Source organism: Paenibacillus sp. FSL W8-0186, assembly GCF_037969765.1.
GTDB classification, from domain to species: domain Bacteria; phylum Bacillota; class Bacilli; order Paenibacillales; family Paenibacillaceae; genus Fontibacillus; species Fontibacillus woosongensis.
In genome coordinates this window covers 4,071,536-4,097,842 of record NZ_CP150207.1, presented here as the reverse complement: position 1 = coordinate 4,097,842, position 26,307 = coordinate 4,071,536, and the positions used below count along the sequence as shown (strand labels likewise).

The 26,307-nt window shown below is 50.3% G+C and carries 17 protein-coding genes; 13 read left to right on the top strand and 4 right to left on the bottom strand.

Features of this window, described 5'->3' with window-relative positions; all coding sequences use genetic code 11:
- The first annotated feature begins 86 nt into the window (after nt 1-86).
- From MKX50_RS18310 to MKX50_RS18295, 4 genes are all read left to right on the top strand, one after another.
- Nucleotides 87-2,144, top strand: coding sequence for a beta-galactosidase (locus MKX50_RS18310; protein ID WP_339157539.1), 2,058 nt, complete (start codon nt 87-89; stop codon nt 2,142-2,144).
- A 122-nt stretch (nt 2,145-2,266) separates the two neighbouring features.
- A complete protein-coding gene (locus MKX50_RS18305; RefSeq protein ID WP_339157538.1) occupies nt 2,267-4,687 on the top strand; it encodes a beta-galactosidase in 2,421 nt (806 codons plus the stop codon).
- Between the two features lie 28 nt (nt 4,688-4,715).
- Nucleotides 4,716-6,005 carry a galactokinase family protein gene (locus MKX50_RS18300; RefSeq protein WP_339157537.1) on the top strand — a complete coding sequence of 430 codons (1,290 nt, stop codon included), beginning with the start codon at nt 4,716-4,718 and terminating at the stop codon, nt 6,003-6,005.
- Nucleotides 6,006-6,286: 281 nt separating this feature from the next.
- Entirely contained in the window at nt 6,287-7,225 is a 939-nt protein-coding gene (locus tag MKX50_RS18295; protein ID WP_213589721.1) for a glycoside hydrolase family 43 protein, read from the top strand.
- A gap of 800 nt (nt 7,226-8,025) precedes the next feature.
- Here MKX50_RS18295 and MKX50_RS18290 read toward each other — a convergent pair.
- Nucleotides 8,026-9,792 (bottom strand): histidine kinase, encoded by a 1,767-nt coding sequence (locus MKX50_RS18290; RefSeq protein WP_213589722.1) that lies wholly within the window; start codon nt 9,790-9,792, stop codon nt 8,026-8,028.
- A 16-nt stretch (nt 9,793-9,808) separates the two neighbouring features.
- On the bottom strand, nt 9,809-11,374 hold the full coding sequence (locus MKX50_RS18285) for a response regulator transcription factor (protein ID WP_213589724.1): 1,566 nt from the start codon (nt 11,372-11,374) through the stop codon (nt 9,809-9,811).
- A 268-nt stretch (nt 11,375-11,642) separates the two neighbouring features.
- On the opposite strand from MKX50_RS18285, the gene MKX50_RS18280 reads away from it, so the two are divergent.
- The 3 genes from MKX50_RS18280 to MKX50_RS18270 are packed head-to-tail and all read left to right on the top strand — an operon-like array spanning nt 11,643 to nt 14,654.
- Entirely contained in the window at nt 11,643-12,950 is a 1,308-nt protein-coding gene (locus MKX50_RS18280) for an extracellular solute-binding protein (RefSeq protein ID WP_213589725.1), read from the top strand.
- A 25-nt stretch (nt 12,951-12,975) separates the two neighbouring features.
- Nucleotides 12,976-13,851: a sugar ABC transporter permease gene (locus tag MKX50_RS18275; protein ID WP_213589727.1), complete on the top strand. Its 876-nt coding sequence runs from the start codon at nt 12,976-12,978 to the stop codon at nt 13,849-13,851.
- Complete coding sequence (locus tag MKX50_RS18270) at nt 13,848-14,654, top strand: carbohydrate ABC transporter permease (protein ID WP_213589729.1); 807 nt, start codon at nt 13,848-13,850, stop codon at nt 14,652-14,654. The genes MKX50_RS18275 and MKX50_RS18270 overlap by 4 nt, the downstream gene beginning before the upstream one ends.
- A gap of 110 nt (nt 14,655-14,764) precedes the next feature.
- Here the strand turns inward: MKX50_RS18270 and MKX50_RS18265 are convergent, their stop codons facing one another.
- Together MKX50_RS18265 and MKX50_RS18260 are read right to left on the bottom strand one after the other, a co-directional pair.
- Entirely contained in the window at nt 14,765-16,285 is a 1,521-nt protein-coding gene (locus MKX50_RS18265) for a response regulator (protein WP_213589731.1), read from the bottom strand.
- Nucleotides 16,282-18,063, bottom strand: coding sequence for a histidine kinase (locus MKX50_RS18260; RefSeq protein WP_244996387.1), 1,782 nt, complete (start codon nt 18,061-18,063; stop codon nt 16,282-16,284). Before MKX50_RS18260 ends, MKX50_RS18265 begins: the two co-directional genes overlap by 4 nt.
- A 281-nt stretch (nt 18,064-18,344) precedes the next feature.
- Here MKX50_RS18260 and MKX50_RS18255 point away from each other — a divergent pair, with 281 nt between their 5' ends.
- From MKX50_RS18255 to MKX50_RS18230, 6 genes are all read left to right on the top strand, one after another.
- On the top strand, nt 18,345-19,709 hold the full coding sequence (locus MKX50_RS18255; protein WP_339157536.1) for an extracellular solute-binding protein: 1,365 nt from the start codon (nt 18,345-18,347) through the stop codon (nt 19,707-19,709).
- A gap of 83 nt (nt 19,710-19,792) precedes the next feature.
- Nucleotides 19,793-20,686, top strand: a complete 894-nt coding sequence (locus tag MKX50_RS18250; RefSeq protein WP_055107188.1) for a sugar ABC transporter permease — start codon at nt 19,793-19,795, stop codon at nt 20,684-20,686.
- 3 nt (nt 20,687-20,689) lie between these two features.
- Complete coding sequence (locus MKX50_RS18245) at nt 20,690-21,529, top strand: carbohydrate ABC transporter permease (protein WP_213589737.1); 840 nt, start codon at nt 20,690-20,692, stop codon at nt 21,527-21,529.
- A 55-nt stretch (nt 21,530-21,584) separates the two neighbouring features.
- Nucleotides 21,585-24,101 carry a sugar-binding domain-containing protein gene (locus tag MKX50_RS18240; protein ID WP_339157535.1) on the top strand — a complete coding sequence of 839 codons (2,517 nt, stop codon included), beginning with the start codon at nt 21,585-21,587 and terminating at the stop codon, nt 24,099-24,101.
- A 55-nt stretch (nt 24,102-24,156) separates the two neighbouring features.
- Nucleotides 24,157-24,705, top strand: a complete 549-nt coding sequence (locus tag MKX50_RS18235) for a D-lyxose/D-mannose family sugar isomerase (protein WP_339157534.1) — start codon at nt 24,157-24,159, stop codon at nt 24,703-24,705.
- A 37-nt stretch (nt 24,706-24,742) separates the two neighbouring features.
- On the top strand, nt 24,743-25,783 hold the full coding sequence (locus MKX50_RS18230) for an NAD(P)-dependent alcohol dehydrogenase (protein ID WP_339157533.1): 1,041 nt from the start codon (nt 24,743-24,745) through the stop codon (nt 25,781-25,783).
- Nucleotides 25,784-26,307: the final 524 nt, after the last annotated feature.

The following is a 26,307-nucleotide window of genomic DNA, read 5'->3' as shown; positions in this document are numbered from 1 at the left end:
ATATGTTCTATGATTATAAGAGGATTTTGGTCTATTATCAAAGGTATATAAGTGAATATGACGATTTTACAAGGAGAGATACAGCGATGACGAAGAAATTTCCACCGATCAGCGACAGGCTTCCCGTATTGATGCACGGAGCGGATTATAACCCGGACCAATGGCTGCATGATCCAAAGGTGCTGGAAGAGGATATCCGCATGATGAAGCTCGCCAACTGCAATGTAATGGCGCTTGGCATGTTTTCCTGGGCTGCTCTTGAACCTGAAGAAGGGGTATTTACGTTTGAATGGCTGGACCGGGTACTCGATTCGTTCGCGGCGAACGGCATTTATGCCTGGCTGTCCACGCCAAGCGGCGCACGCCCGGCCTGGATGTCGGCGAAATATACCGAAGTGCTGCGGGTGGAGAAGAACCGCGTCCGCAATTTGCATGGCATGAGACATAACCATTGCTACACCTCCCCGGTTTACCGGGAGAAGACAGCGATCATTAACGGCAAGCTGGCGGAGCGCTACGGAAACCATCCTGCCGTCATCGGCTGGCATATTTCGAACGAGCTGGGCGGAGACTGCCATTGCGACTATTGTCAGGAGGCGTTCCGGGCATGGCTGAAGGAGAAATACGGCACGCTGGAGAAGCTTAATTTTGCCTGGTGGACATCCTTCTGGGCCCATACGTACACCGATTGGAGTCAGATCGAGTCACCTGCTCCTCACGGGGAAAATATGGTTCACGGACAGAACCTGGACTGGCGCCGTTTCGTGACCGATCAAATGACGGATTTCTGCAATCATGAGATCCAGTCCGTGAAGAAGGCGAATCCTGCCTTGCCGGCGACGACGAACATGCATATGACGGAAGGGCTGGACTACCGGAAACTGGCTAAAATTCTTGACGTCATTTCCTGGGATGTGTATCCGACCTGGCATGATTATAAAAATGACATTGAGCTGGGCGCTTCGATTTCTTTCTGGCATGATCTGTATCGTTCGCTGCAGCAGAAGCCATTCCTGCTGATGGAGAGTACGCCGAGCCTGACAAACTGGCAGCCGGTCAGCAAGCTGAAGCAGCCGGGTATGCATAAGCTGTCCTCCCTGCAGGCGGTCGCTCACGGCTCGGATTCCGTGCAATATTTCCAGTGGCGCAAGAGCAGAGGCTCCAGCGAGAAGTTCCACGGTGCAGTCGTAGATCATGTGGGACATGAACATACGAGAGTGTTTAAGGACGTCGCAGATTTAGGTCGTACGCTTGCCGATATTTCGGAGATTGCGGGCACGCCGACTCCGGCGAAGACAGCGATTCTTTTCGATTGGGATAATCGCTGGGCCGTACAGGATGCGCAAGGACCGCGCAATTCAGGCATCCATTACGAGGAGACGGTTATCGCGCATCACCGGGCGATTTGGGAGCAGGGCGTACCGACGGATATTATCGGCTCGGAGGATGACTTTAGCGGATATAAGCTGATCGTTGCTCCGATGCTGTACCTATGCCGGGAGGAGACGGGCCGTAAGCTGGAGAAGTTCGTGGAGCATGGCGGAACTCTGGTTACGACCTACTGGTCCGGTATCGTCGATGAGCATGATCTGTGTCATCTTGGCGGCTTCCCGGGGCCGCTGCGCAAGACGCTTGGCATCTGGGCGGAGGAAATTGAAGGATTGTACGATCATGACCGGAACGGCGTAGCGATGGCCGAGGGCAATGAGCTGGGTTTCACGGGCAGCTTCGAGTCCCATGAAATTTGCGAGCTGATTCATACAGAAGGCGCTGAGGTACTGGGAACCTATACGGACAGCTTCTATGCGGGCCGACCGGCACTTACGGTGAACCGCTTCGGGCAAGGCCGCGCTTACCATATGGCGACGCGCCTGAAGGACGATTTCCTGGGCGAGTTCTACAAGCAGATCGTTGATGTCGCAGGCGTTGAACGGGTTATTCATACTGATCTGCCTGCCGGCGTGACCGCTCAGGTCCGGACGGATGGGGAATCCGATTATGTGTTCGTGATGAACTTCAGCGGACAGGAGCAGCATGTACAGCTGGATGATCGTCAATATGTGAATATGGAAACAGGCGAAGCGTTAAGCGGAAAACTCATCTTGCCTGTTCACGGAGTAGTCGTATTGAAACGTCCGGCTTAAGCCGCAAACCTGTCAATAATACTTGAAATTTGCATGTTAGCCTAACAACAAGCCGGAGCGAATGCCCGGCTTGTCTTCTCTGATCGATTTGCCCAAATTGCCCATTGAGAGGAGTTTTGACGATGCCATATTCCATTCAAGCCAATCTTAAGCCCAAAAAAATAACCCCTTCCACCTTGAGGCTGGGCGGACGAAATCCGGCTGGAGACGAAATCAGCTTTACGAACTACTATATGGAGCTCAACGGAAAGCCGTATTTTGCCATCTGCGGTGAATTTCACTATTCCCGCTACCCGGAGGCGGATTGGGAAGCAGAAATCAACAAGATGAAAGCATCGGGCATCAACATTCTTGCGACTTATATTTTCTGGAATCATCATGAGGAAATCGAAGGGCTATACGACTGGCGGGGGAACCGCAATTTGCGGAAGTTCATTGAGCTGTGCCAGCGCAGCGGCCTATACGTCATTTTGCGCATCGGGCCGTTCTGTCATGGGGAGGTTCGCAATGGCGGATTGCCGGACTGGCTGTTTGGCCGGGCGTTCGATGTCCGTTCGAATGATGAGGATTATCTGCATTATGTCCGGCGCTTATACGCGGAGATCGGCCGTGAGGCGTCCGGGCTTATGTTCAAGGACGGCGGACCCGTCGTTGGCATTCAGCTGGAGAACGAACTTAACGCCGCCGCGGCGTTATGGGAGATGACGGCAAAGCAGGGAGACGAGTATTTGAGCGGAGGCAGCAGGGGAAGCGGAGGGGTGAGGCATATGCGGCACCTGAAAGAGCTGGCGATCGAAGCCGGGCTTGAAGCGCCGGTTTATACGAGCACAGGCTGGGGCGGTGCTCCGGTGCTGGAGGATGAGGTGCTGCCGCTTTATGGAGGCTATGCCTATACGCCTTGGAGCATCAGCGCGCAAAATCCGCTGCAGCAGCCGACGCGCGAGTATATTTTCGACAGCTATCATGACGATCGGGTAGCCGGAGATTTTGCACCGCCGTACCCGAAGGAGAAATATCCGTTCGCCTGCTGCGAAATAGGCGGGGGCATGCAGACCTGGTATTTGTCCCGCTTTCAGGTGGAGCCGGAGAGCGTGTCGGCCATGAGCCTGATGAAAATTGCGGGCGGCTGCAACTTTATCGGGTATTACATGTTTCATGGCGGAACAAATCCCGTGGGACAGAGCGGTTATTTGAACGAGAGCACGACTCCGCGGATTACTTATGACTTCCAGGCCCCGATCGGGGAATTCGGTCAAATCCGGGAATCGAACCATCGGCTTCGCCTGCTGCATTATTTCCTGAGAGCCTTCGGGGATCGACTGGCACCAATGTCGACGGTTTTGCCGGAAGGGGCGGCCGGGATTGAGCCGGACAATACAGAGACGCTTCGGTATGCCGTGCGTACCGATGGAAGCTCGGGATTTGTTTTCGTGAACAACTACCAGGATCATGTCGAAATGAAGGAGCATCGGGGCGTTCAATTTGACATTCAACTGGGGGAAGGCAGCATCCGCTTGCCGCAGAATAATACGTTGACGATTCGCAAAAACGCTTCGTTCATGCTGCCGTTCCAGTTCGACTTATCCGGCTTGCTATTGCGTTATGCCACGGCACAGCCTGTAACGGTGACGGGTTACGGGAAGCTTAGCACTTACTTCTTCGCTATGCCGGAAGGCATCGACGGAGAATTCATGCTGGCGGCGGACGGGATAACGAGTGCCGAGACGGATGCAGGAACGGTTCGGCGGGAAAAAGACGGAAGCTATTGTATCATCGTGCCTCATTACGCACCGGCAATGATTCGTATTTACCGCACGGACGGCAGCGAGACCCGCATTTATGCGATGTCATCCAAGGAAGCTTCTATGCTGTGGGAAGTGGAAACGGAAATGGGAGGAGTCGAAGATGCATCGGTCTCAGCCTTAGCCTCGACAGCAGGTAGAGGCAGAAGACGCATTCTGTTCTCGGATACCCCGCTTGCCGGAACTGCGTACGGATTAGAGTTTTTCAGTTATGGTGCGAATGAATTTTCATTCCGGGAATATACGGATGAAAGGAACAAGCAGGAATGGCAGGCCGATGGAGAGGGCTGCCGGATTGCGGCCGAGCGGGATGGCTGGTTTGAAAACTGTCATATACAGATGCCGGCCAAACCCATTACAATGGAAGTGAAGCGCATTCATGATCATAAGGTGCTGATTTCTCTAGACCAGCGCATTCTGGAGGATGCCCAGGATGTTCTTCTTAAGATCGATTATACGGGGAATGTCGGCTATGCCTTTTCGGAGGGCAGGCTGTTCCACGACCATTTCTATAATGGCGCCCCATGGGAGATTGGCTTGTCGCGATTTCAGGAAGCCATTGAAGGCAGGGAAATTGTACTGGAAACGACGCCGCTGCGCAAAGGTGTCATGAATGCGGCACAAGACGCTGCCATGGCGGTGGAGCAGTTGTTCGAGGGAGAGCAGACGGCGGAATTTCACGAGGTATCGGCTGAGGTCGTGTACCACGTTGCGGTAACTAGCAGAATTAGAGAGTTGTAAGTGTTGTAAGAGACAGGAGGATCTCAAGATGCAAAACGCAGAGCAAACGATGGAGAAATTGCAGAGCAGCAAGGGGAAAGCATTACTGTCCAAAATGTACGGCGAAGGACAGCTAGCAGATCAGATTGCCCGTTACCGCTCTTTGGTGCAAACCTATAAGGAGCATTTCGGAGACGGGGAGCTGGCTTTGTTCAGCGCGCCCGGCCGCTGCGAAATTGGCGGGAATCATACGGATCATAACCATGGAAAGGTGCTGGCAGGCAGCATTAATCTCGATACGATTGCCGCTGCCGTGAAGGTGGACGAGCCGGTTATTACGTTCATTTCGGAAGGTTATGAAGGGAAGTTCGAAGTTGATTTGACGCAGCAGGAACCGGTTGCGGACGAGGCCTCAACCTTGTCGCTGGTTCGCGGTATCGTAGCGGGCTTCCAAGAGATGGGCTGTGAGGTCGGCGGATTTAAAGCCTATATTTCGACAACGGTCATTCCCGCGTCCGGCCTAAGCTCCTCGGCTTCGTTCGAGATGCTGATCGGCAGCATTCTGAATACGTTCTATAATGAATCCAAATTGGATGCCGTGGCTTTGTCCAAAATCGGCAAATACGCCGAGAACAAGTACTGGAATAAGCCGTCCGGCCTGCTGGATCAAATGGCCTGCGCGTACGGCGGTTTAATCACGATCGATTTCGCCGATCCTGAGCAGCCTGTCGTTCAGCCTGTAAACTATGATTTCCAAAACAGCGGCTACTCTCTGGTTATCGTCAATACCGGCGGCAACCATGCTGACTTGACAGAAGATTACGCCGCGGTGCCAAATGAGATGCGGGCCGTAGCCAAGGCGCTAGGCACCGAGGTCTGCCGGGATTTGGCACCGGAGGATATTTACCGCAATCTGAATTCCCTCCGCGAACAATGCGGGGATCGGGCGGTGCTGCGGGCGCTGCACTTTTTTGCGGAGAATGATCGGGTAGATGCCCAGGTAGAAGCCTTGCAGGCCGGACAATTGGACAGATTTCTGGAGCTGATCACGGACTCAGGGAACTCCTCCTGGAAATGGCTGCAGAACTGCTACCAGGAGACAGACGTTCGCCATCAAGGGATTACGGTTGCGCTGGCGCTGACGGAATCATATTTGAAATTGATCGGCAAAGGAGCCTGCCGGGTCCATGGCGGCGGGTTCGCCGGAGTGATCCTGGCGATTCTTCCAAATGAAGAGGCGGCCAAGTACGCCGAGTTCATCAATGACACGATCGGCACCTCGACATTCATTATCAATGTCCGGGAGCAAGGGGCCATTTGTCTGGACTTGGAAGGTTAGTTAGAGTGTATTTTCAGCAACGAGGAAATGAATGCATCATACTCGCAATTTTGTTTCCTGGTGAATAGTAGAACGCGTAATGAGAAGTTTAAATGTTAAGGAAGCAGTTATCTCCCGAAATGGTCAGGGATAGCTGCTTTTTTTTACGAAAACCATTTTACAAAAACATATATTGTTTTAAAATTTTATATTCCAAATTATTTACTTTTCTAGTATATTGTAGTTGAGAGAAAGCGCTATCATTTTTTCTCTTCAAATTCAATAAATTGGAGGAATGTCAAATGCGTTATCGGAAATTGCTTTTATCGGTCATCTGCAGTGTCGTTATCCTGGGATCAGCCGTCGGAACAGCCCTGGCGGCGCATTGGAACTTGACCGGCGATGTCGCCGTTCATGATCCATCCATCATCAAGGAAGGATCGGCCTGGTATACGTTCTCGACGGGACAGGGCATCCAAGTACTGAGGTCGGATAACGGCACCAATTGGTACCGTGTTCCCCAAATTTTCCTGAGCCCGCCTTCCTGGTGGAAAACCTATGTGCCGAATATGACCACAAACGATGTGTGGGCACCGGATGTTCAGCTGTACAATGGCCGGGTTTGGCTATATTACTCGATCTCCACCTTCGGCAAGAACACCTCAGCGATCGGCCTCGCTTCAGCGACGAGTGTAGGCGCGGGCAGCTGGCGGGATGACGGGCTGGTCATTAAATCAGACCCTTCGGTGGACTATAACGCGATTGACCCGAATCTCGTCATTGACGCCTCCGGCAATCCTTGGCTGGCCTTCGGCTCCTGGTTCAGCGGCATCAAAATCACGAAGCTGGACAAAACGACGATGAAGCCGACAGGCAGTCTCTATTCGATCGCTAAGCGAAGCAACGGCATCGAGGGCGTGTCCATCGTTTACCGCAACGGCTATTATTACATGTTCGCCTCCATTGATAATTGCTGCCAGGGATCGAACAGCAACTATAAAATCGTCGTCGGAAGATCGGCGAGTATCACCGGGCCTTATAAGGATAAGAGCGGGGTGGACATGATGAACGGCGGGGGAACGGTATTCGATGCAGGTAATACACGCTGGGCCGGCCCAGGCGGTCAGCATGTGTACAATAACGTCATCGCAAGACATGCCTATGACCGGAACGACAACGGCAACCCAAAGCTGCTTATCAGTGATTTGAACTGGGATTCCAGCGGCTGGCCGACGTATTAAGGCAGAGGTTTATCCATCGCGTATTGTCTGGGTGTGAGGAGATTTGTTTTATAAAAACTTGAAATAAACGAATTTTCAGTCGATTTAATTTCTCAGCTAACCCGCAATGGATATTTGAAGGTGTTAACCTATAACAACGCTAAAGAATCTACAAAACGACTAAAGAATTATTTGAATAGTTCAATTTATATAATTGGATTATTAGTAGTTAATTTCTGCGGCAAGAAAGGGAGGGCGGATTTAAATGTATTTCATGTCATTAAAAGAAGGGGGATTGCCTATCATATGCTCGATTCTTGATTTTAGTTGCATTAAATCCATTTAGTCCCTTGAAATGTTCGTTTAGGGCTTAATTAGATACATGAATTCCAGTTACGATACAGCCTAGTGTTATAGATCTTAGGTGTGCTCTTAGTGTACGCTACAGTCTAGTGTATAGACCTCAGGTGTGCGTCGTAGTAGTATGCGACCATCCTAGTGTGTAGATCTTAGTGTGCGCCTTAGTACACGATACAACCTAGTGCGCACAGCATATATAAAATGAACTAAAGAATGGGTTGCAGGCAAGGGAGAACAATGAATCCGCAAAAACGAAGCAGCTTTCTGAGAAGAAAGCTGCTTCGGGAACATAAGCTCAGGGTCGCCTTTGGGACAGAAATTTGCCTCTTATGAACGCAATTTCATCCAAAAAATCTGGGAGCAGCACGATTATAGGAACATTTCGTATTTGCCCGCATTCATTCCAACAATTCATCTTAAACAAGTGGCTTTTATGCCGCTGTATTTTTTTCTGTTTGTCTTTAATTATTCATCTGCTCTACAGATTGCGTAACCGGCAGCGTAATCTTGATTGCCGTTCCGTAGCCTGCTTCGCTTTCGATTTGGACGCCGTAATCGGCGCCGAACAACAATTGAATCCTTGCATGTACATTGTTGACCCCGATCCCGGACAAGTGGTGTTTTTTCTTCTCATTGATCTGCTCCACCGTTGAGGACATGCCGACCCCGTCATCCATAATCTCGATCATGAGCCTCTCCTCCAGCCTGCGGATAAATATGTGAATATTTCCGCTCGCGGTTCCGGGAAAGGCATGGAAGAACGCGTTCTCCACAAAGGGTTGAATGATCAGCTTCGGAACGAGCAGTTGAGAGCAGTCCTCCGCAATCTCGTAATGAACCCCGATCTGCTCGCCGTATCTGATCCGGTTAATGAATACATAGTGCTTTAGCGTCTCGATTTCTGTTTCTACCGTAACCATATCCTCGGTTGAACCCAAGGTGCTCTGCAGCATGGAGATCAGACTGTCGATCGTTTGGTCCACCTCGTCCGTACGATGCATTTTTGCTAAATATTTGATCGAGCTAAGCGTGTTGTAAAGAAAATGCGGGTTAATTTGCATCTGCAGCGCATTGAGGTCGGCCTTTCTGCGCTCCTGCTGCTCGTACACCAGCTTATCCGTATATTGATCGATTTCGCGGATCATCCGATTGTACGCTTTGGTCAACACATTCGTCTCGTAGCTGTCGCCTTCCTTCAGGGGATGAAATTTCAGATTATCCCCTTTACTCGTCTGCATCGTCTTCACGAGCTGGCTGAGGGGGCGGGTAATCCGCCGGCTTAAGGAGTAGACGAACGGCATGGTGACAAGCAGTACAACGCTGATGACCGTGAGGATCTCGGTGGAAATGCGGTATAAGGGTGCGAAGGCCGCTAACTGATCGATCTCTTCAAGCAAATAGGCATTGAATTCCGGCAGATAATAGGAAATATAGGTCTGCTTGTCTTCCGAATCCGACCATACGCCTCCTTGCTCGGACACCTGGCCGGCCAAAGACAGCAGGGTCGTGTTTTTTTTGCTGATCGAATCCTTCCGGCTGCTGGACAGTATCGTGCCATCCGAGGAGATCAGAGAAATATGGATGCCTTCGGAAATGTAGGGGCTGTATTTGCGATAAATGTTCTGCTCGTCCATCACGACGGCGGCATACCCGTACATCCAGCCTGTGCCGCTGTGCACAAGGGGCTTGGTCGCAAAAATATAGTTGTCGTAAGGCACGGTCTCTACGAATAAATCCGGGCTGCTGTTGTAGCGGATACGGTTAGGGATTTTGCTGTCCTCGGTCATATAGGTCGAGACGATATCCTGGGGGATTTTGTCCCACTTCAGAGCGTTGCTCGAGTAGTGGCGGCCGCCTAGCCCTGGCAGCGCCGACACGATAATATGCGATTTCTCCGGGCTTAAATAATCCTTGTACAAATCGATATATTTGCCCAGGGACATCACCAGATTGATTTGCTCCTGCGGCGTATTGGCCGGCTTCGTAATATAGTTCCTAAACTCGCTGCTGCTGCTGATTTGCAGCATCGTATTGACGACTTGATCATTATAATTCAGCAGCTCGTCTTTCACGTGATTCATGTTGGCCGAGGCGTTCTTGACGACTTGGTTCAGCAGAATCCGCTCTGAGATCGTAGAGGATGCCAGCGTCAGCAGCAATGAAATAACCAGGATGCCCGAGAGCATCAGGACGAGAATTTTAATAAAAATGCTGTTCTTGCGCAGCACGATTAAACACCTGTCTTTATGATGGGATTTTATTGCGATATTCCACGGGAGTCATCCCGGTTATTTTCTTGAATACTTTAGAGAAATAGTTGTGATCCGAAAATCCCGTCAACCGGCTGATTTCCGACACCGACAGCTTATGATCCATGAGCAGCTCCTTGGCCTTGTCCGTCCGCACCCGGTTGATGTACGAAGTCAGATTCTCGCCCGTGCGCTGTTTGAAATAGGAGGACAAATAGCTATAATTCAAATGCAGACTGTCGGCCATTTCCGATAGCGATATTTCGTTGGCATAGTTCTTGTGGACGTATGCGTAAATTTGCTGGAGAATCGGCGATTGCTGCTGTTCCGGCGCTGGGAGAATTTCCTTCAGATTCTGCAGGAACTGCAGGATGATGCCTCTAAGCTCTTCGATATCATAAGCGAGATCGATTCTTTTGAACAGCTTCAGCTTAGACGAGCCTAGCTCGGCTACGGGCTGCTTCATTTGCTCCAGCGTGCTCATTGCCGTATAAATGAGATTCTGGCATAGGCGCTTCAGGCTGTATTCGTCATAGGCCATGCTGTCTGTACTTTCCGAGAAAAGCGTTTCCAATTGCGCGCTAGCTTCATCGATGGAGAAGCTGCGCAGCGCTGCCGTAAAATGCTCCTGATTAAACTCCGCCTTTTCGCTCTGCACCGTGATATCATCCTCGGCAACGAGCGCTTGCCCCGTAAAATATAGCAGCTTCCCGAGATAAGGAGTCAGCCTGATATGCTCTGATTTCATTTGCCGTAGGTCTTGAAAGGGATTTGAAAGAACGAATGACATGTAGGATAGGGCTTCCGAGGCCGAGTCTGCAAACCGCTTGAGGGCGGATAATATCTCAACGGACCGATCAGACTCATAGTTGACGAGCAATAGACATTCGTTTTTCAAAAATACGAGAGCATAATTCAGCCCGTGTAAATGCTTCGCTGCCAGTTCGAGGAGGATCTGCTCCAGTTGGCTCTGCGTATAAGTGGTTCTTAAAAGCAGCAGGCTTGTACTGGCTTTGGCCATGACGAAGAGCTCGGAATCGAAGCGCCGGCCAAGCTCCTGAAGCAGGGCATCATTGTGCTTGTCTTCCTCTATATGGCTGCTGCCAAGCCATTGTCCCAGCAGCAGGGCAGGATCATTTTTCACAGAAGGCTGGTTCTGTTCGCTTAAATCCATCCCGCTGCACAGCGATTGAATCAATGAAATCAATTCAGCAGCAGAGACTTTAGGCTTAAGCAAATAGTCAGTAACTCCATATTTGAATACCTCGCGCACGTAATTGAATTCGCTGTAGCTGCTCAGCACCACGATTTTAATTTCAGGGTGCTCCATGCCCATGATTTTGGCAAACTCGACGCCGTCCATGATCGGCATGACTATATCGGTAATCACCACATGGGGATGAACGTCTTCTATATATTGCAGCGCCTCCAAACCATTTGAAGCTTGGGCAACAATTTCAATTCCATATTCGCTCCAATTACATAGATGCAGCATGCCTGTGCGCAGGATCGCTTCATCATCCACGATCATGACCCGATAGTTTGCGGAGCGTTCTTCCATGATTACACCTCTCCTGCAAAGTCTTTTGTCCTAATCATATACCAATCCCTGTGATAAAGGTATGATTGGACAGGGGAAATCCTGAAAATACAAAATAACTGCTAACACCCATAATTATTACTAGGAAATTATTGGAACCCGGATAGAGAGCAATAATTACTGCTAATATAGAGCTAATTTTAATTATACTTCGCATTTTTAATTTTCTAAAATAGATAACGAATTACATGAAACGCTTACAAAAACATATCAAAAGGGGTTGTAAAGAGTGAAAAAATGGTTATCCATGTTGCTGCTGGTTTCTATGACAGCATCACTGCTGGCGGCGTGCGGTTCTTCGAATTCGGGCTCTGCGGACAAGGGTGGCAATGAAGCCGGAAGCGGCGGAACAAAGAAAGTCGTTGCCTGGGCGTGGGATCCTTCCTTTAACGGAGCTGCGCTGAAAATTGCCGAGGATCTGTACAAGAAAGACCATCCAGATTTCCAGCTGGAAGTTATCGATATGGCGAAAACGGATCTGGAGCAAAAGCTGAACACGAACCTGGCTGCAGGCGTTAAAGACGGGCTGCCGGACATCATTCTGGTGAACGATCCGAACATTCAAAAATACGTTACCGCTTATCCGGGAACGTTTGCTGATTTTAAAGAAAAGGTAGACTTTACGCAATTTTCTCCATATAAGGTAGATGCGCTGCGGATCGAAGATAAGATTTACGGCGTTCCGTTCGACATCGGCGTAACGGGCATGTTCTACCGCGTTGATTATTTGGAGGAAGCCGGCTATAAGGCCGAGGACCTCGAGAACATTACTTGGGATGAATATATTGAAATCGGTAAAGTCGTCAAAGAAAAAACAGGCAAATACATGGCGACCATCAACCCGAACGACGAAGCCTTGACTTCGATTCTGCTTCAATCCGCCGGATCCTGGTACATTACGCCGGATAACAAAGGCAACTTCGTAGACAATCCGGCCATGACCGAGACGCTTCGCGTGTATAAAGCGATTGCTGATTCAGGAATTGCCAAGCCGGTAACGGGCTGGAGCGAATTCGTAGGCAGCTTCAACGCCGGCGACGTGGCTACGGTCGTATCCGGGGTATGGCAAATCGCTTCGATCATGGATGCCCAGGATCAAAGCGGCAAATGGCGTGTAGCACCCATTCCGAGACTGAATGTGGAAGGCGGCGTCAATGCTTCCAACGAGGGTGGTTCCAGCTGGTTTGTACTTGAGGAATCCGCAAATAAAGATTTGGCGATTGACTTCCTCGCTTCCACGATGGGCAGCAGCACGGAATTTTATGAGCGTTTCCTGACTGAAAACGGAGGAGTCGGCTCCTTTATCCCAGCTTTCTCCAGCGAAGTATACAATCAGAAGCCTGAATTCTTCGGTGGTCAGGCAATTTACAGCGATTTCACAAGATGGTCGACCGAGGTTCCGGGTATTTCTTTGGGAATGTACACGCAAGAGGCCAAGGACGCCCTCAAGAACGAGCTGCCTAACATTTTGAACGGTGCGGACCTGACTCAGAGCTTGGCTAACATTCAGAAACATTTTGGACAGCAGGTGCAATAAATACTAAGTTAGCGGGTGGTAACCTATGGGCAGTAAATGGAATAAATCTTCTTTGATGGGATGGCAGTTCGTGCTGTTGCCTTCAGCGCTTATTCTTTTGTTCAGCTTCTATCCCATGCTGCAATCCTTGCTCTTGTCGTTTCAGTCCGGCAAAGGAACGGTGTATCAATATGTAGGACTAGCCAATTATGGGCGCTTGTTCTCAGATCCGATGTTCAAGCAAGCGGTCCTTAATACGCTGTTATACCTGATTGTCCAGGTACCGATCATGCTGATGCTCGGGCTGGTGATCGCTTATTTTCTGAACATGCCGAAGCTCCGCTTCAAAGGGTTTTATCGTACGGCCATATTTCTGCCCTGCGTAACATCGCTCGTATCTTATGCGGTGCTGTTCAAGAGTATTTTTGCCGTCGACGGCATTCTGAACAAGATGCTGATGTCCATCCACCTGATCCAAGAGCCGGTTGCCTGGCTCATGGATCCTGTATGGGCGAAGGTCGTCATCATTGCGGCGATTACCTGGCGCTGGACCGGTTACAATATGATTTTCTATCTGTCGGCGATGCAGAATATTGATCCAAGCGTCTATGAGGCGGCTTCGATTGATGGCGCGTCGAAGACACGGCAATTTTTCAGCATTACCGTTCCGATGCTAAAGCCGATCATCTTATTCACGGCGATTATTTCGACGAACGGGACCCTGCAGTTGTTTGATGAGGTTGTCAACATTACGAACGGCGGTCCGGGCAACTCGACGATGACGATTTCTCAGTATATCTATAACCTGTCCTTCGTCTATACGCCTAACTTCGGTTATGCGGCGACAGTGTCCTATGCCATCGTAGTGATGGTGGCGGTGCTGGCCTTCCTTCAGCTCAAGGTCGGAGGTGAGAAACAATGAGAAAATTAAGCTCGCTGGGTATTCATTTGTTCCTGATTATCGCGTCTGTCGTTTCTCTGTTTCCCTTCGTCTGGATGCTGATTGGCATGACCAACACATCCTCGGATATCGTGAAGGGCAAGTTCAGCTTCGGTACGATGCTGCAGAGCAATATCACCAAACTGCTGGATATGACCAACCTCGGGGCTGCCTTCGGGAACTCGGCGCTGATCGCGATCGTCGGCACGGTTGGAACGCTGGTCTTGAGCTCCATGGCCGGGTATGGCTTTGAAATTTACCGTTCCAAGGGCAAGGACAGGCTGTTCGGCCTGCTCATGCTCTCCATGATGATGCCGTTCGCGGCTGTCATGATTCCGCTGTTCCGCATGTTCAGCAACATGGGCATGCTGAATACGCCGACCGCGGTCATCCTGCCTTCGATTACGACGGCATTTATGATCTTCTTCTTCATGCAGAATACGAAGTCGTTTCCGCGGGAGCTGCTGCAGGCCGGGCGGGTCGACGGATTAGGCGAGTGGCGCTTGTTCGCCCAGGTCTACGTTCCAACGATGAAGCCGACCTATGCGGCCGCAGCGATCATTACGTTCATGAACTACTGGAACAGCTTCCTGTGGCCTTTGATCGCTTTGCAGACGCAGGATAAGAAGACGCTGCCGCTGATCGTATCGTCGCTGGCCTCCTCCTATAATCCGGACTACGGAATTATTATGGTGGCCATCGTGATTACGACGCTGCCGACGGTGCTGATTTTCTTCCTGCTGCAGAAGCAATTCGTGCAGGGTATGCTTGGTTCGGTGAAATAGCAGACAAAGAAAGAAACAAAAGGGATTTGTTGATCCCCAAATCAAAAAAACAGGGCTTCCTATCTGTCGTAAACGACTGCGGGAAGTCCTGTTTTTTCAAGAACATGATTCTAACGATGAAGCATCGGGCTGTTCAGCACTTTATATTCCTTCGCGCTGACTCCGCATAATTTGTTGAAATAGGCGGAGAAATACTTGTAATCCTTGTACCCTACCAATTCGGCGATTTCATAGTATTTCAAATCACTGTTTAGAATGAGTTCCTTCGCTTTTTCGATGCGAATGCGATTCACCCACTCTTTAAAGGAATAGCCGGTTTCGCTTTTGAAGATTCTGCTCAAATAACCGGTGGAAATGTAAACGGCCTTGGCGACATCGGTCAGCTTGAGATCCTTGTTATAATTTTGGCTGATATAATCCAGTGCGGCCGCAAACTGCACATTTTTATAATCCGTCTCCATGTTTGGCTTGGCCAGGCTCAGCAACAGCTCAATCACTTCCTCGGGCGTTTCCGTTTCAGCAACAATTTCTGCGGTTTTGCGGGCATCGTTGTGCCTTTCCATCACGGCCTCCATCAGCACGATGATCCGGTTCACCGATTCCAGAAAGCGCGACCGGGAGACGGCATTTTGACGCATAAACTCAGCGTAATCCTGGATAGCGCTTTCAATATGGGCAGCATTTTTGGACAAGACCGCGGAGATGACCTTGCTCTCGCTATTCCGTATTTCACTGAGTCCCACGCTAGAAAACATATCTGTTGGCGCAACCTCCGTATATTCCCGCTCCGTGTTCCAGAAGCAGGCATCCAGCGCACCATCCAGCAGCGCATAAGCGCAGGAGAGCTTCTCCAGCGACTCGATCCGGTTCATTAACACCATACTGTTGCCGAAAATATAAGGCTTGAGATTGGCCAGCGTCTTGTCCATAACCTCCTCTGAAACACCTTGCGCACCGACATTCAATACCGTTACGAGCTTGCCGTCATCCATGAAGAATACGAAGGGCTCGAACTCCTGAAAAGCCTGCGCAAAATGGTTGTACACCAGCCAGTCGTCATGCGCAACACAGCGGGAGAGCAGTACTGAATAGCAGGGGCCCGGCAGCGGCATATCCAGTTTTTCCGCCTTCTTCTGAAACGTGATCAACGGGATTTCGTTTTTTAAAAATTTCGCAAACAAGGCGGATTTAATCAAATGCTGGTTTTCCTTATAGATCGTCTGCATCAGCGCCTGGCGCCCAAAGGCGGCATTTTCTTCCGCAATAGCGTCCTTTGCCCGGAGGGCCGCCTCCAGTATTTTGCCGGAATCGGCATTTTTCAGGACGAAGGAGCTTACCTTTACTTCAATCGCACGGGTAAAGTTTTCGGTATTGCCATATGCGGAGAGGATAATCACCTTCGTACGCGGCAAATATTCATTTAATTTTCTCGCCAGCTCAATTCCGCTCATGATTGGCATCTGGATGTCTGCAAAAACGATATCAGGGGAGAGCTGAATGGCCAGCTTCAGGCCATCTTCTCCGTTAGCTGCCTCTCCGACAATTTCCATCCCATGCTTTTCCCACGGAATCGTATAGCGAATTCCCTGACGGATAAATGCTTCGTCGTCAACGAGCAGGATTTTTATCATCTCTTCAGCCCCTTTGTTTGTTCACTGTTGTAGTCTGCCAGCGTAATTTCCCGGGCATCGGCCTCTTCAACCCTCAGCTTTTGCGTAATTTGGAAGACGCTGAATCCGTCACGCAAAAAACAACCTAGATGAAAGCCCTTTCCATTTTTCAGAGCGATCCGCTCCTTAATGTTCCGTAAAGCAAAGCCCCGCATGCCGCTGCCCTCTACCTCCAGCAGGCGGTTAATTTCAGTAACGTCCACCGGTGTGCCATTATTCATCACCTCGTAAACGAGCGTATTTTCGTTTTCGTAAATTCGCACCTTTACGATGCCATGGGTGCTGTTCTTCAGCCCGTGAAGCAGTGCGTTTTCGACCAGCGGCTGCAGCAGAAGGCGCAGAACGTAATAGGACTTCAAATGCTCCGGACAATCGATGTCGAACACGAACTGGTCGCCGTAGCGGATTCGTTGGATATGGATGTAGCAGCTTAGATGCTCCAGCTCTTCCGACAGCGTCACCATGTCACTATTGTTGGGGGAGAGTGTCATGCGCATCATTTTCGACATATTTGAAACCATGGAGCTGACATTTTTGGTGTCGCCCATCTCCGACATCCAGTAGATCGTGTCCAGCGTGTTATATAAAAAATGGGGGTTGATCTGTGTTTGCAGGGCGCTTAGCTGCGCTTGCTGTAATTTCAAATTCCCCATGTAGACTTCCTTATACAGAAAGTCCAGCCGCTGCGCCATACGGTTGAAATTGTTGGCCAGCACCGCGATTTCATCATTTCTCTTAACGTCGATGCGCACGGAGAAATCCTCGTTGGAGATCGACTTCATGCGCTTGCCCAGCTTGACGAGCGGGGCCGTGATAATCTGGGAAAAAGTGAAGGACAATAGCAGCGTAAACAGGAGCACCAGCACGACGGTCAGCGACAAGCCCTTAAGAAGCGTTTCCTTAATAATAGTTAGAATATTCGGTTTTACAATGCTGTATAAAACGAATGGAGTTCGTTCTATTTTATGGGCGGAAATGAAATATTGCCCGTTGATCTGCGTATTAGCCGAGCTGGAAGCCAACTGGAGAAGATGCGGATAGGAAATGTCCCCCTTCAGGTTGGCGTAGCTTTGACCGGAGCTCGTATCTACAAGGAGCTTGTTATTTTCATCAATGATAAAATAGGAGACCTCGTGGTTGATCCGGTCCGACATCAGGGTATCGATAAGCTGCTTCCGGCTCATGGCGATCTTGATAAAGCCGAGCTCCTCGGACAAATTGCTCGGATTCCTCAGCAATCGGGTTAGAGTAATATGGCTGTATGTTTCCTTTGGCGTATCCTGCAGGCTGGAAACGTCGCGATAATCCCAATAGGGTCTCGATGCCCCGGCTCGAGCAGCCTCCAGATCCTCCTTCGATATTTTTAACGAAATGCCTACATTAATAGAGGCTTGATCCCGCGAAAGGAGAGAAATGCCGCGAATGCCGTTGGAGAAACCGTAGGGCATAGAGAGCAGGATGCTATTGGCGTTGCTGGTCAGCGCGAAATAGTTCTCATCATCCTTCGGCTTGCTTAAGAAAGCTTTTAGATTCGTTTCCATTAATGGATAGGTCGTAAGATCCAGCGCATCGGTAAAAAATTGATCCGCGCTTTTGCCGATTCCATGGATATGGTTCGAAAAAAGCGCTTGCAAATCTTTTTTGGTGCTCTCATAAAAGATGTTGATGGCTACGGAATAAATCGTAAGAATCGGGATCATGACGAGGCAGATGAAGAATAGCATAAGCTTTTTACGCATGGTCACAGGGCGCACACTCCCCCCTTGATGTTATGAATTTATTCTGTCATTGCGCCGGACAAGTGTCAATTGTCCTATGCTAATTTAATGAGATGGTCATTTTTTACGATAAATATCAAATTTTAAGGATATCATTTGCCTCAAGGGCAGAGGTTGATCCGATTTTTCTTTTGATTATGACAAAATACGAGGATAATGAAGACAAGAAAGCGGATACAAAATGAATCTCACGTCTTCTATAGTTAGGTTATGAAATCAAATATACATTTTGGAGGGGCAACATGAAAAAGAAAAAGATCATTCAAATCATCTCATTTCTGGCAGCTCTCTCGCTAATCCTTTCTGCCTGTGGCAGCGGTAGCAATGGAAGCGGCAATGGCAGCGCGAACCCCGGAAATTCCGGTGCGGGCGGAGCCAAAGGAGAACAGATTCAATTGACCTTCTCGCACTATTATTTGGAGGAGGAACGTCCCACAAGCGCAGAAATGGACAGCTACATGACACTTGTTGAAGAGTGGGAAGCGAACAATCCGAATGTCAATTTGGTTCAGTCGGTCATGTCGCAGGCGGATTATTCGACAAAAATCCAGGCACAGGCCGCCGTTAACGAAATCCCGGACATCTTCTTCTTAAAAGGTTCTTGGGTGAGCAACTTTGCAAACAATGACTTGCTGATGCCGATCAACGACTATTTGGACCAATATGAGCACAAGGATCAGTTCCGCAAAGGCGTGTTTGATGCGGCTACGCGGGACGGCAACATTTACGGGATTCCGAATCAGCTCTCGATCACCTCGGTTGTTTTTTATAACGAACAAATGTGGAAAGAAATCGGGTATGACCGTTTTCCGGACAATTGGGAAGACATTTATAAGGCCGCTGAGAAATTTAATGAAAAGGGAATCTCCGCTATCGCACTGGGCAATAAGGACAAATGGCCGGCCGAATCCAGCATCCTATCGACCATGGGCGACCGTTTCACAGGCACCGATTGGACAAATTCGATTATAGCCCGTGACGGCAGCGCGAAATTTACCGACCCTGAGTTTGTAAGCGCACTCGATCAGATGCAGAGCATTGCCGCCAACAAAGTGTTTAACCCTGATTTCAATATCATCTCGAATGCACAGGCTGAGGAATATTACGCACAGGGCAAGGCGGCGGCTACCATTGACGGCCATTGGGCGCTTAGCTACCTGCTGTCCAATGCCTCGGAGGAAGTGTTAGGCCAGACCAAGGTTGCGATCCTCCCGCCAGTGGATGGTGGAAAGGGCGATAACAATACGATCTCCGGCGGAGCCGGCTGGTATGTGGCGCTCAACAAAAATCTGGAAGGCGCGAAGCTTGATGCAGCTATGGATTTCCTGTTCAGCACGGCGGGTTATGACTTTTCCAGAGTTTATGCCGAAAAATACGGCATGACCGGCCCAAGCTTGATTGAAGGCACCGATTTGACGCAGTTCCCGCAGTTGACGCAGGATTTTGCCGCATTGACCGGCTCCCTGACGTTTACTCCGATCTACGACATGCTGATGGAAGGCTCGATTATCGAAAGCATGAATACGGGGCTTCAGGAAGTGCTGAACGGTACGAAAACAGGCCAGGAGCTGGCCGCGCAGCTTCAGTCCGGGCAGGACAGCCTGTAACCGCCGCGATGGTTCAAGCTGCTGGCGCCCACTAGCGTGCCGGCAGCTTGCATCCATGCGCTAATGAAGGAGGAAGCAGCTACATGAACCAGGCAATTCGCCCGTCAAGAAAGGCTTTCATATTGTACATGCTGCCGGGCTTTATCCTGTACACCTTTATCGTATTTGTTCCGATCGTCCTGGCCTTTTATTACGGGTTCTTTGACTGGTCGGGCGGGACGAAGATGAATTACATCGGTTTGGATAATTTTATAGCACTGGCTAAGGACGACATTTTCATCCAATCTTTTGTCAACAACATTTATCTTACGGTGCTGTGCATTGTCGGACAAATCGGCTTCGCCTTCTTGTTCGCCATACTGCTGAATACAAGAGGCGTAAGATTCAAGGCTTTTCATAGAACGATGTCTTACTTTCCGTCGGTATTATCGGCGGTCGTGATCGGCTTTATTTGGACGATGCTGTATGACTACAACTACGGTCTGATCAATATTTTTCTCAAGCAAATCGGAAAAGCGGAATGGATTCAGCCCTGGCTGAACAACGAAAGTCTTGCGCTGACACTGGTTGCGATCCCCCTGATTTGGCAATATATCGGATATTACATGATCATCATCCTTTCCGCTCTAGCTTCCATTGACCCGCAGGTGCTGGAAATGGCGGAGATCGACGGGGCGAACGGCTGGAAAAAGGCGATCCATATCACGCTTCCGCTCGTAAAGAATACGCTGATCGTCTGCGTGACGCTCTGTATCGCAGGGACGATGAAGGTCTTCGACCACATCTATGTCATGACCGGCGGAGGGCCGGGAACCTCAAGCAACGTGATGGCGCTAAACGCATATAAGACGTCCTTCCTTAGCTATAAGATGGGTTACGGCAGCGCGATGTCGATCGGCATCCTGATTCTAAGCTTGATATTTATCGCCGGAACGAGATGGCTGCTGCTGAGCTTTACGAAGGACAAGGAGGTGTGAGTGATGGGGGAGAGCAGTAAACGCCGTTTTTTGTCCGGGCTGGTTCCTAATCTGGTTTTGGCCGTTTTCTCCATTACCTGCATATTTCCGGCGATATGGCTATTCTATTCTTCGCTTAAAGGGAAGGCCGAGTTTTACGCCAACCCTATTTCGTTGCCGCACAGCCCGAACTTTCAGCAGTACATGGCGATTCTGACCAAAAGTAAAATCCTGCTGTGGATGGGCAACACCATCCGGAACAGCGTGCTGTCGCTGGCGATCATCCTGATTCTTGGCTTTATTATCGGATACTTTCTTTCCCGCTTCCGGTTTAAAGGGAAAAATGCGCTTTACAACTACTACCTGCTCGGGATGCTTGTTCCGATTCATGCCCTAATGGTCCCGATGTACGTGCTGTTTACGAAAAGCGGGATGGGCGATCAATGGTACACGCTGATTTTGCCGTATGCGGCCTTCGGTTTGCCGATTGCGATTTTCCTGGTAGAGAGCTATGTGCGAAGCATTCCTATTGAAGTGGAGGAAGCCGCCAACATTGATGGCTGCAGCTTCCATCGCACTCTGTTCAGCATCGTGCTTCCGATGTGCCAGCCGATCCTCGTTACCGTCGGCATCATTCAATTTTTTATCGTATGGAATGAATTTACGTTTGCGCTGATCCTGATCAGCAAGGAGACCCTGATGACCGTGCCGGTCGGCATCACGCTGTTCAAAGGACAGTTCGTTACCGATTATCCGAAAATGATGGCCTCGATGCTGATCGCTATTTTTCCTGCTATGGCTCTATATTTCGCGTTCTCCAAGCAGATCATCAAGGGCATGGTCGCCGGTTCGGTCAAGGGTTGATTCGCACCAATGAAATAGGAATGACAACAATTACACATCAAGGATGGGGAGACTTATGAAAAGATTTGATTTAAACGACGCATGGCTTCTTCACGAGGCGCCGCTGCACTGGGGCAGAGACAGCCTGGCGGCTGTAAAGGCTTTGAAGGAAGGCTGGTATCCCTGCGCGCTTCCAACCGATGTTCGTATTCCTCTCATCGAGCATGGCATTATTCAGGAGCCGCTTGAGTCCGATCATGCGCTCGCCAGCGAATGGATCGAACAGCGTTCCTGGTGGTACACCAAGGAATTCGATGGCGCGGGCATCGATTTTGACAGTGACATTATCGAGCTTGTGATCGAAACGATCGACACGAACAGCGATATTTTCGTCAACGATCAATATGTCGGCAGCCATCGCAATGTGCATTATCCTTTCGTTCGCAATATCAAGGACATTCTGACCGCCGGGAAAAACACGCTTACGGTGCGCGTCACTACCGGGCTGGAGGACGTTACCGATAGCGACTTGTCGGAGCTCAACTGGGCGACCTGCCGTGAATACGATAACGGCGGCAAAGACCGCGGCGACTATCGCCGTTCCTACGTAAGACGTCCGCAATATACGGTGGGCTGGGACTGGGGGCCGCGCGTTGTCACCTGCGGACTTGGCGGAAATGCATACCTGCGCTGCGAGAAAGAGATCGCGGTTCGCGAGGTGAAGCTTGTTACCGTTAGCGCCGCCCAGACAGCCCGGCTTAAAGCGACCGTTAACATCGAGAACCTGGACATCATCGGGACGATTAACTGCGATCTGCAGATCGACATTTCCTATGACGGGCAATCCTGTGTGACGAAGAAGCTCGAGAACCTGCTTCTGACCTCCGGCACGAACTATTTTGACGTGGATCTCGAGGTGGAGAATGCCCGGCTGTGGTGGCCTGCGGGACATGGCGATCATCCGCTGTACGATGTGCGGGTATCTGCAACGAGTGCGAACGCGAAGACCGAATATCCTGCATTCCAATTTGGCATCCGGACGGTCGAGCTGGATACGTCCATCCTGCGCGGCGAAGAGCGCAATTTCCGGCTGATCGTCAACGGCGTTCCTATTTTCAGCAAAGGGGGCAACTGGGTTCCAGCCGATTTCATCCATGCCCGCGTTACCGACGAGAAGTATGAAACCTTGATCCGCGAGGCGGTGGAAGCGAACTTCAACATGCTGCGCGTTTGGGGCGGCGGACTGTTTGAGCGGGATATTTTCTACGATCTATGCGACCGGAACGGTCTGCTGGTGTGGCAGGATTTCATGATGGCCTGCTCCACTTATCCTGACCACAAACGGGAATTCCGCGACGAGATGCGGGCCGAGATGGACTATCAGACCAAGCGCCTGCGCAACCGGGCATCCATTGCCTTGTTCTGCGGAACCAACGAAGTCCACTGGATCTTTAACAAATATGACAATCCGAGATGGCAGATCGAGTTTAAGCATGAGAAGCAGTATGGCATGTACATCGCGAATATTCTCGCCAAAGAGATCATGTACAACAACTGTTCCCACATTCCTTACTGGAACAGCTCGCCATACGGCGGGGCGCTTCCGAACGACGATACGGTCGGCGATGTCCACCGCTGGCATAACGCCTTCATGAGCCTCAATATGGACGAGCGCATCGAGCCGATGGACTTCGATACAGTGAACTCCAAATTCGTGAGCGAATACGGCTTCGTTGGCCCGTGCTCTCTGGAGAGCACGAAGAAGTATTTGGGCGGGGAAGAGATCGACTTCGACAGCGAAGTGTGGCAAATGCACTGCAACGTGTTTGAGAAAGGAACCGTCGTCACGGGCATCGCTAAAAACTATCTTGACCGCACCGACAATTTATCCATCGAGGACTATCTGCTGTACGGCGGCATGGTACACTCGCTCATGCTGGAGTATTCGCTGGAAGCGATCCGATTCAAGGAAGATTGCGGCGGCGCGCTGTTCTGGATGTACAACGATGCCTGGGGCGAGGTCGGCTGGACGATCATCGATTATTATCTGAGCCGCAAAATCCCGTATTATGGCGTAAAACGCGCATTGGCTCATACGAAGCTGTCGATGCGCGTGGTGGATGGCAACGTCGTTGTTCAAGGGATGAACGATACGGCAGAGAAGGTGAGCTTCCAGGCGGAATACGGCTATATTTCGTTCGACGGAACAGTTCGGCAGACGAGAACGCTGGAGATTTCCCTTGAGCCGCATAGCCGGGTTTACCTGCTTACGGAGAAGCTGCCGGATCAGGACTACACCAAAGGCAGCATGATGCTGATTCCAGATTCGGATACCGTGAACTCCATATCCCTGCGGACAGGCGATATGAAGACGATGGTATTCGATCCATCGCCGGTTGAAATCGTAAGCGATGAGCAGGTCGGATCGGATCGCAAAGTTACGCTGACCAGCAAAGGGTATGCGCACGGTGTGTATGTTGCGGGTGGTTATGACTGCTCCGACCTCTACTTTGATTTGCTGCCGGGTGAGGTGAAGACGATTACCGTCTATTCCGCAGGCAGTGAAGCGCTAAAATTTGCTTCGGTCAGATAAACATTAGTAAATTGCTAGATTTTTAAAACACTGGAGATAAGGAGGGGCGGCCGTTATGAAAAAATCAGTATATCAGCATTTTAAGCCCATCATTCTGGATTATTTCGACAAGGCCCATATCGTGCTGACCGAACAGGAGAAGGACAATCTGGAGATCGCCGACTTCGGGCTGGATCAATTCGCGCAGGTGGGGCTTTCCATCGTTACCCTGATCAATACCGACCGCTGCTGCGCAAAGGAAATGGTGCTTTTGCCGGGACAGACCTGTCCCGAGCACCGGCACCCGGCGATTCCCGAGCTGAATTATCCGGGCAAGGAGGAGACCTTCCGCTGCCGCTACGGCACGGTGTACCTGTACGTGGAAGGCGAGCCCAGCTCAAGTATTCGCGGTATTCTGCCGGAGAGCGGCAAAGAGCATTACTCCGTATTCCATGAAATCGTACTGAACGAGGGCGAGCAATACACGATTTATCCGAATACGAAGCACTGGTTCCAGGCAGGCCCGGCAGGTGCGGTCGTATCTGAATTCAGCACCAGAAGCCTGGACGAATACGACATTTTTGCCGATCCCCGCATTGACCGAATTCCTCGCATCGAGGACTGATGAATTGAAATAATAATGCAAGATGGAGGCGTTTCTGTTGAACAATCGCGCAGCATTTATGACCGGCCTGAAGCGAATGGAAATCCGCGAAATTCCAGTTCCCGAGCCAAAAGAGAAGGAGGTGCTCGTCAAGCTTGAATACGTCGGCATCTGCGGGTCGGACGTGCATTATTACGAGCATGGCAAAATCGGCGACTTTATTGTCAACGGCGATTTTATCCTCGGGCACGAGTGCGCGGGCACGGTCGTCGCTATCGGGAAGGGCGTCAAGCAGCTGCAGGTAGGAGACCGCGTAGCTCTGGAGCCGGGCGTGACCTGCGGACAATGCGAATTTTGCAAAAGCGGACGCTACAATCTTTGCCCCGATGTGGAATTTCTCGCTACCCCGCCTTATCATGGCTGCTTTGAAAACTACATTGCATTTCCGGAGAACATGGCGTTCAAGCTTCCTAGTTCTATTACGACCAGAGAGGGCGCGCTCGTCGAGCCGCTTTCGGTTGGCATGCACGCTGCCAAGCAGGGCGGCGTCACGCTCGGCAGCTCCGTGGTCATTCTTGGCGCAGGCTGCATCGGCCTGACGACATTGCTGGCCTCCAAAGCGTTTGGCGCTATCGACATTACCGTTGTGGACGTCATTCCAAAGCGGCTGGATAAAGCGCTAGAGCTTGGCGCAACGCGAGTCATCAATGCGGCCGAGATGGACGCAGTCAAGCTGATTTACGAGCTGACGGACGGCGTAGGCGTGGATGTTGTCATGGAGACCGCAGGGGCGGTAAAAACGGTACAGCAGACAGCGTACATGGTCAAGCGGGGCGGCACTGTCGTGCTGGTCGGCATGGCGCCGCAGGATATCATTGAATACAACTTCGCCAAGCTGCTGGGCAAGGAGGCGGAGATCAAAACGGTGTTCCGCTACCGGAACATCTACCCGCAGGCGATCAAGGCGATGGACGAAGGGCTTATCGACGTGTCCGGCATTGTGACCCACGAGTACAGCTTCGATGAAATTGCCGAGGCGTTTGACGTCAATATCAACCAGAAAAACGACGTCGTAAAGATTATCATCAAAATCGATTAATTTAGTAAGCTAGATGTGAGAGACTGCTCCAAAAGTAGTTGTCCAAAGCAGGAACAGATGAATCGAATCGAGCAACACGAATTCAATGTATATGACAAAAAGCGCAAGTTCTCGGGCTATATCAGCCTCGGAATTTGCGCTTTTTGCTTCATGGTGGCCCATTTGAGCATATTATCGATGGGCAAGTGAAGTGAAGGTCGCCCGACCTCTAGGTTTACTTTGGGCAGGCCGAGTAGCAGGGAGCGCCGAAATTCTCGATTTGACGCTTTTATAGCGGCGAATACCCCCTTTTAATAGTTCAACCCTTGTCTAAATGGATTTATAGTAGTTAGTTTCTGCTGATACGAAGAAAATGTAAATTTAACTGGATTTCATGTCGTTAGAATTAGAAAATTGCCAATCATGGAATGGATTCTTGATTTTAGCAGCATGAAATCCATCTAATCCCCGTAGGCATTCGTTTAGAGCATCATTAGATACATGAAATCCATCTAATCCCCGTAGGCATTCGTTTAGAGCATCAT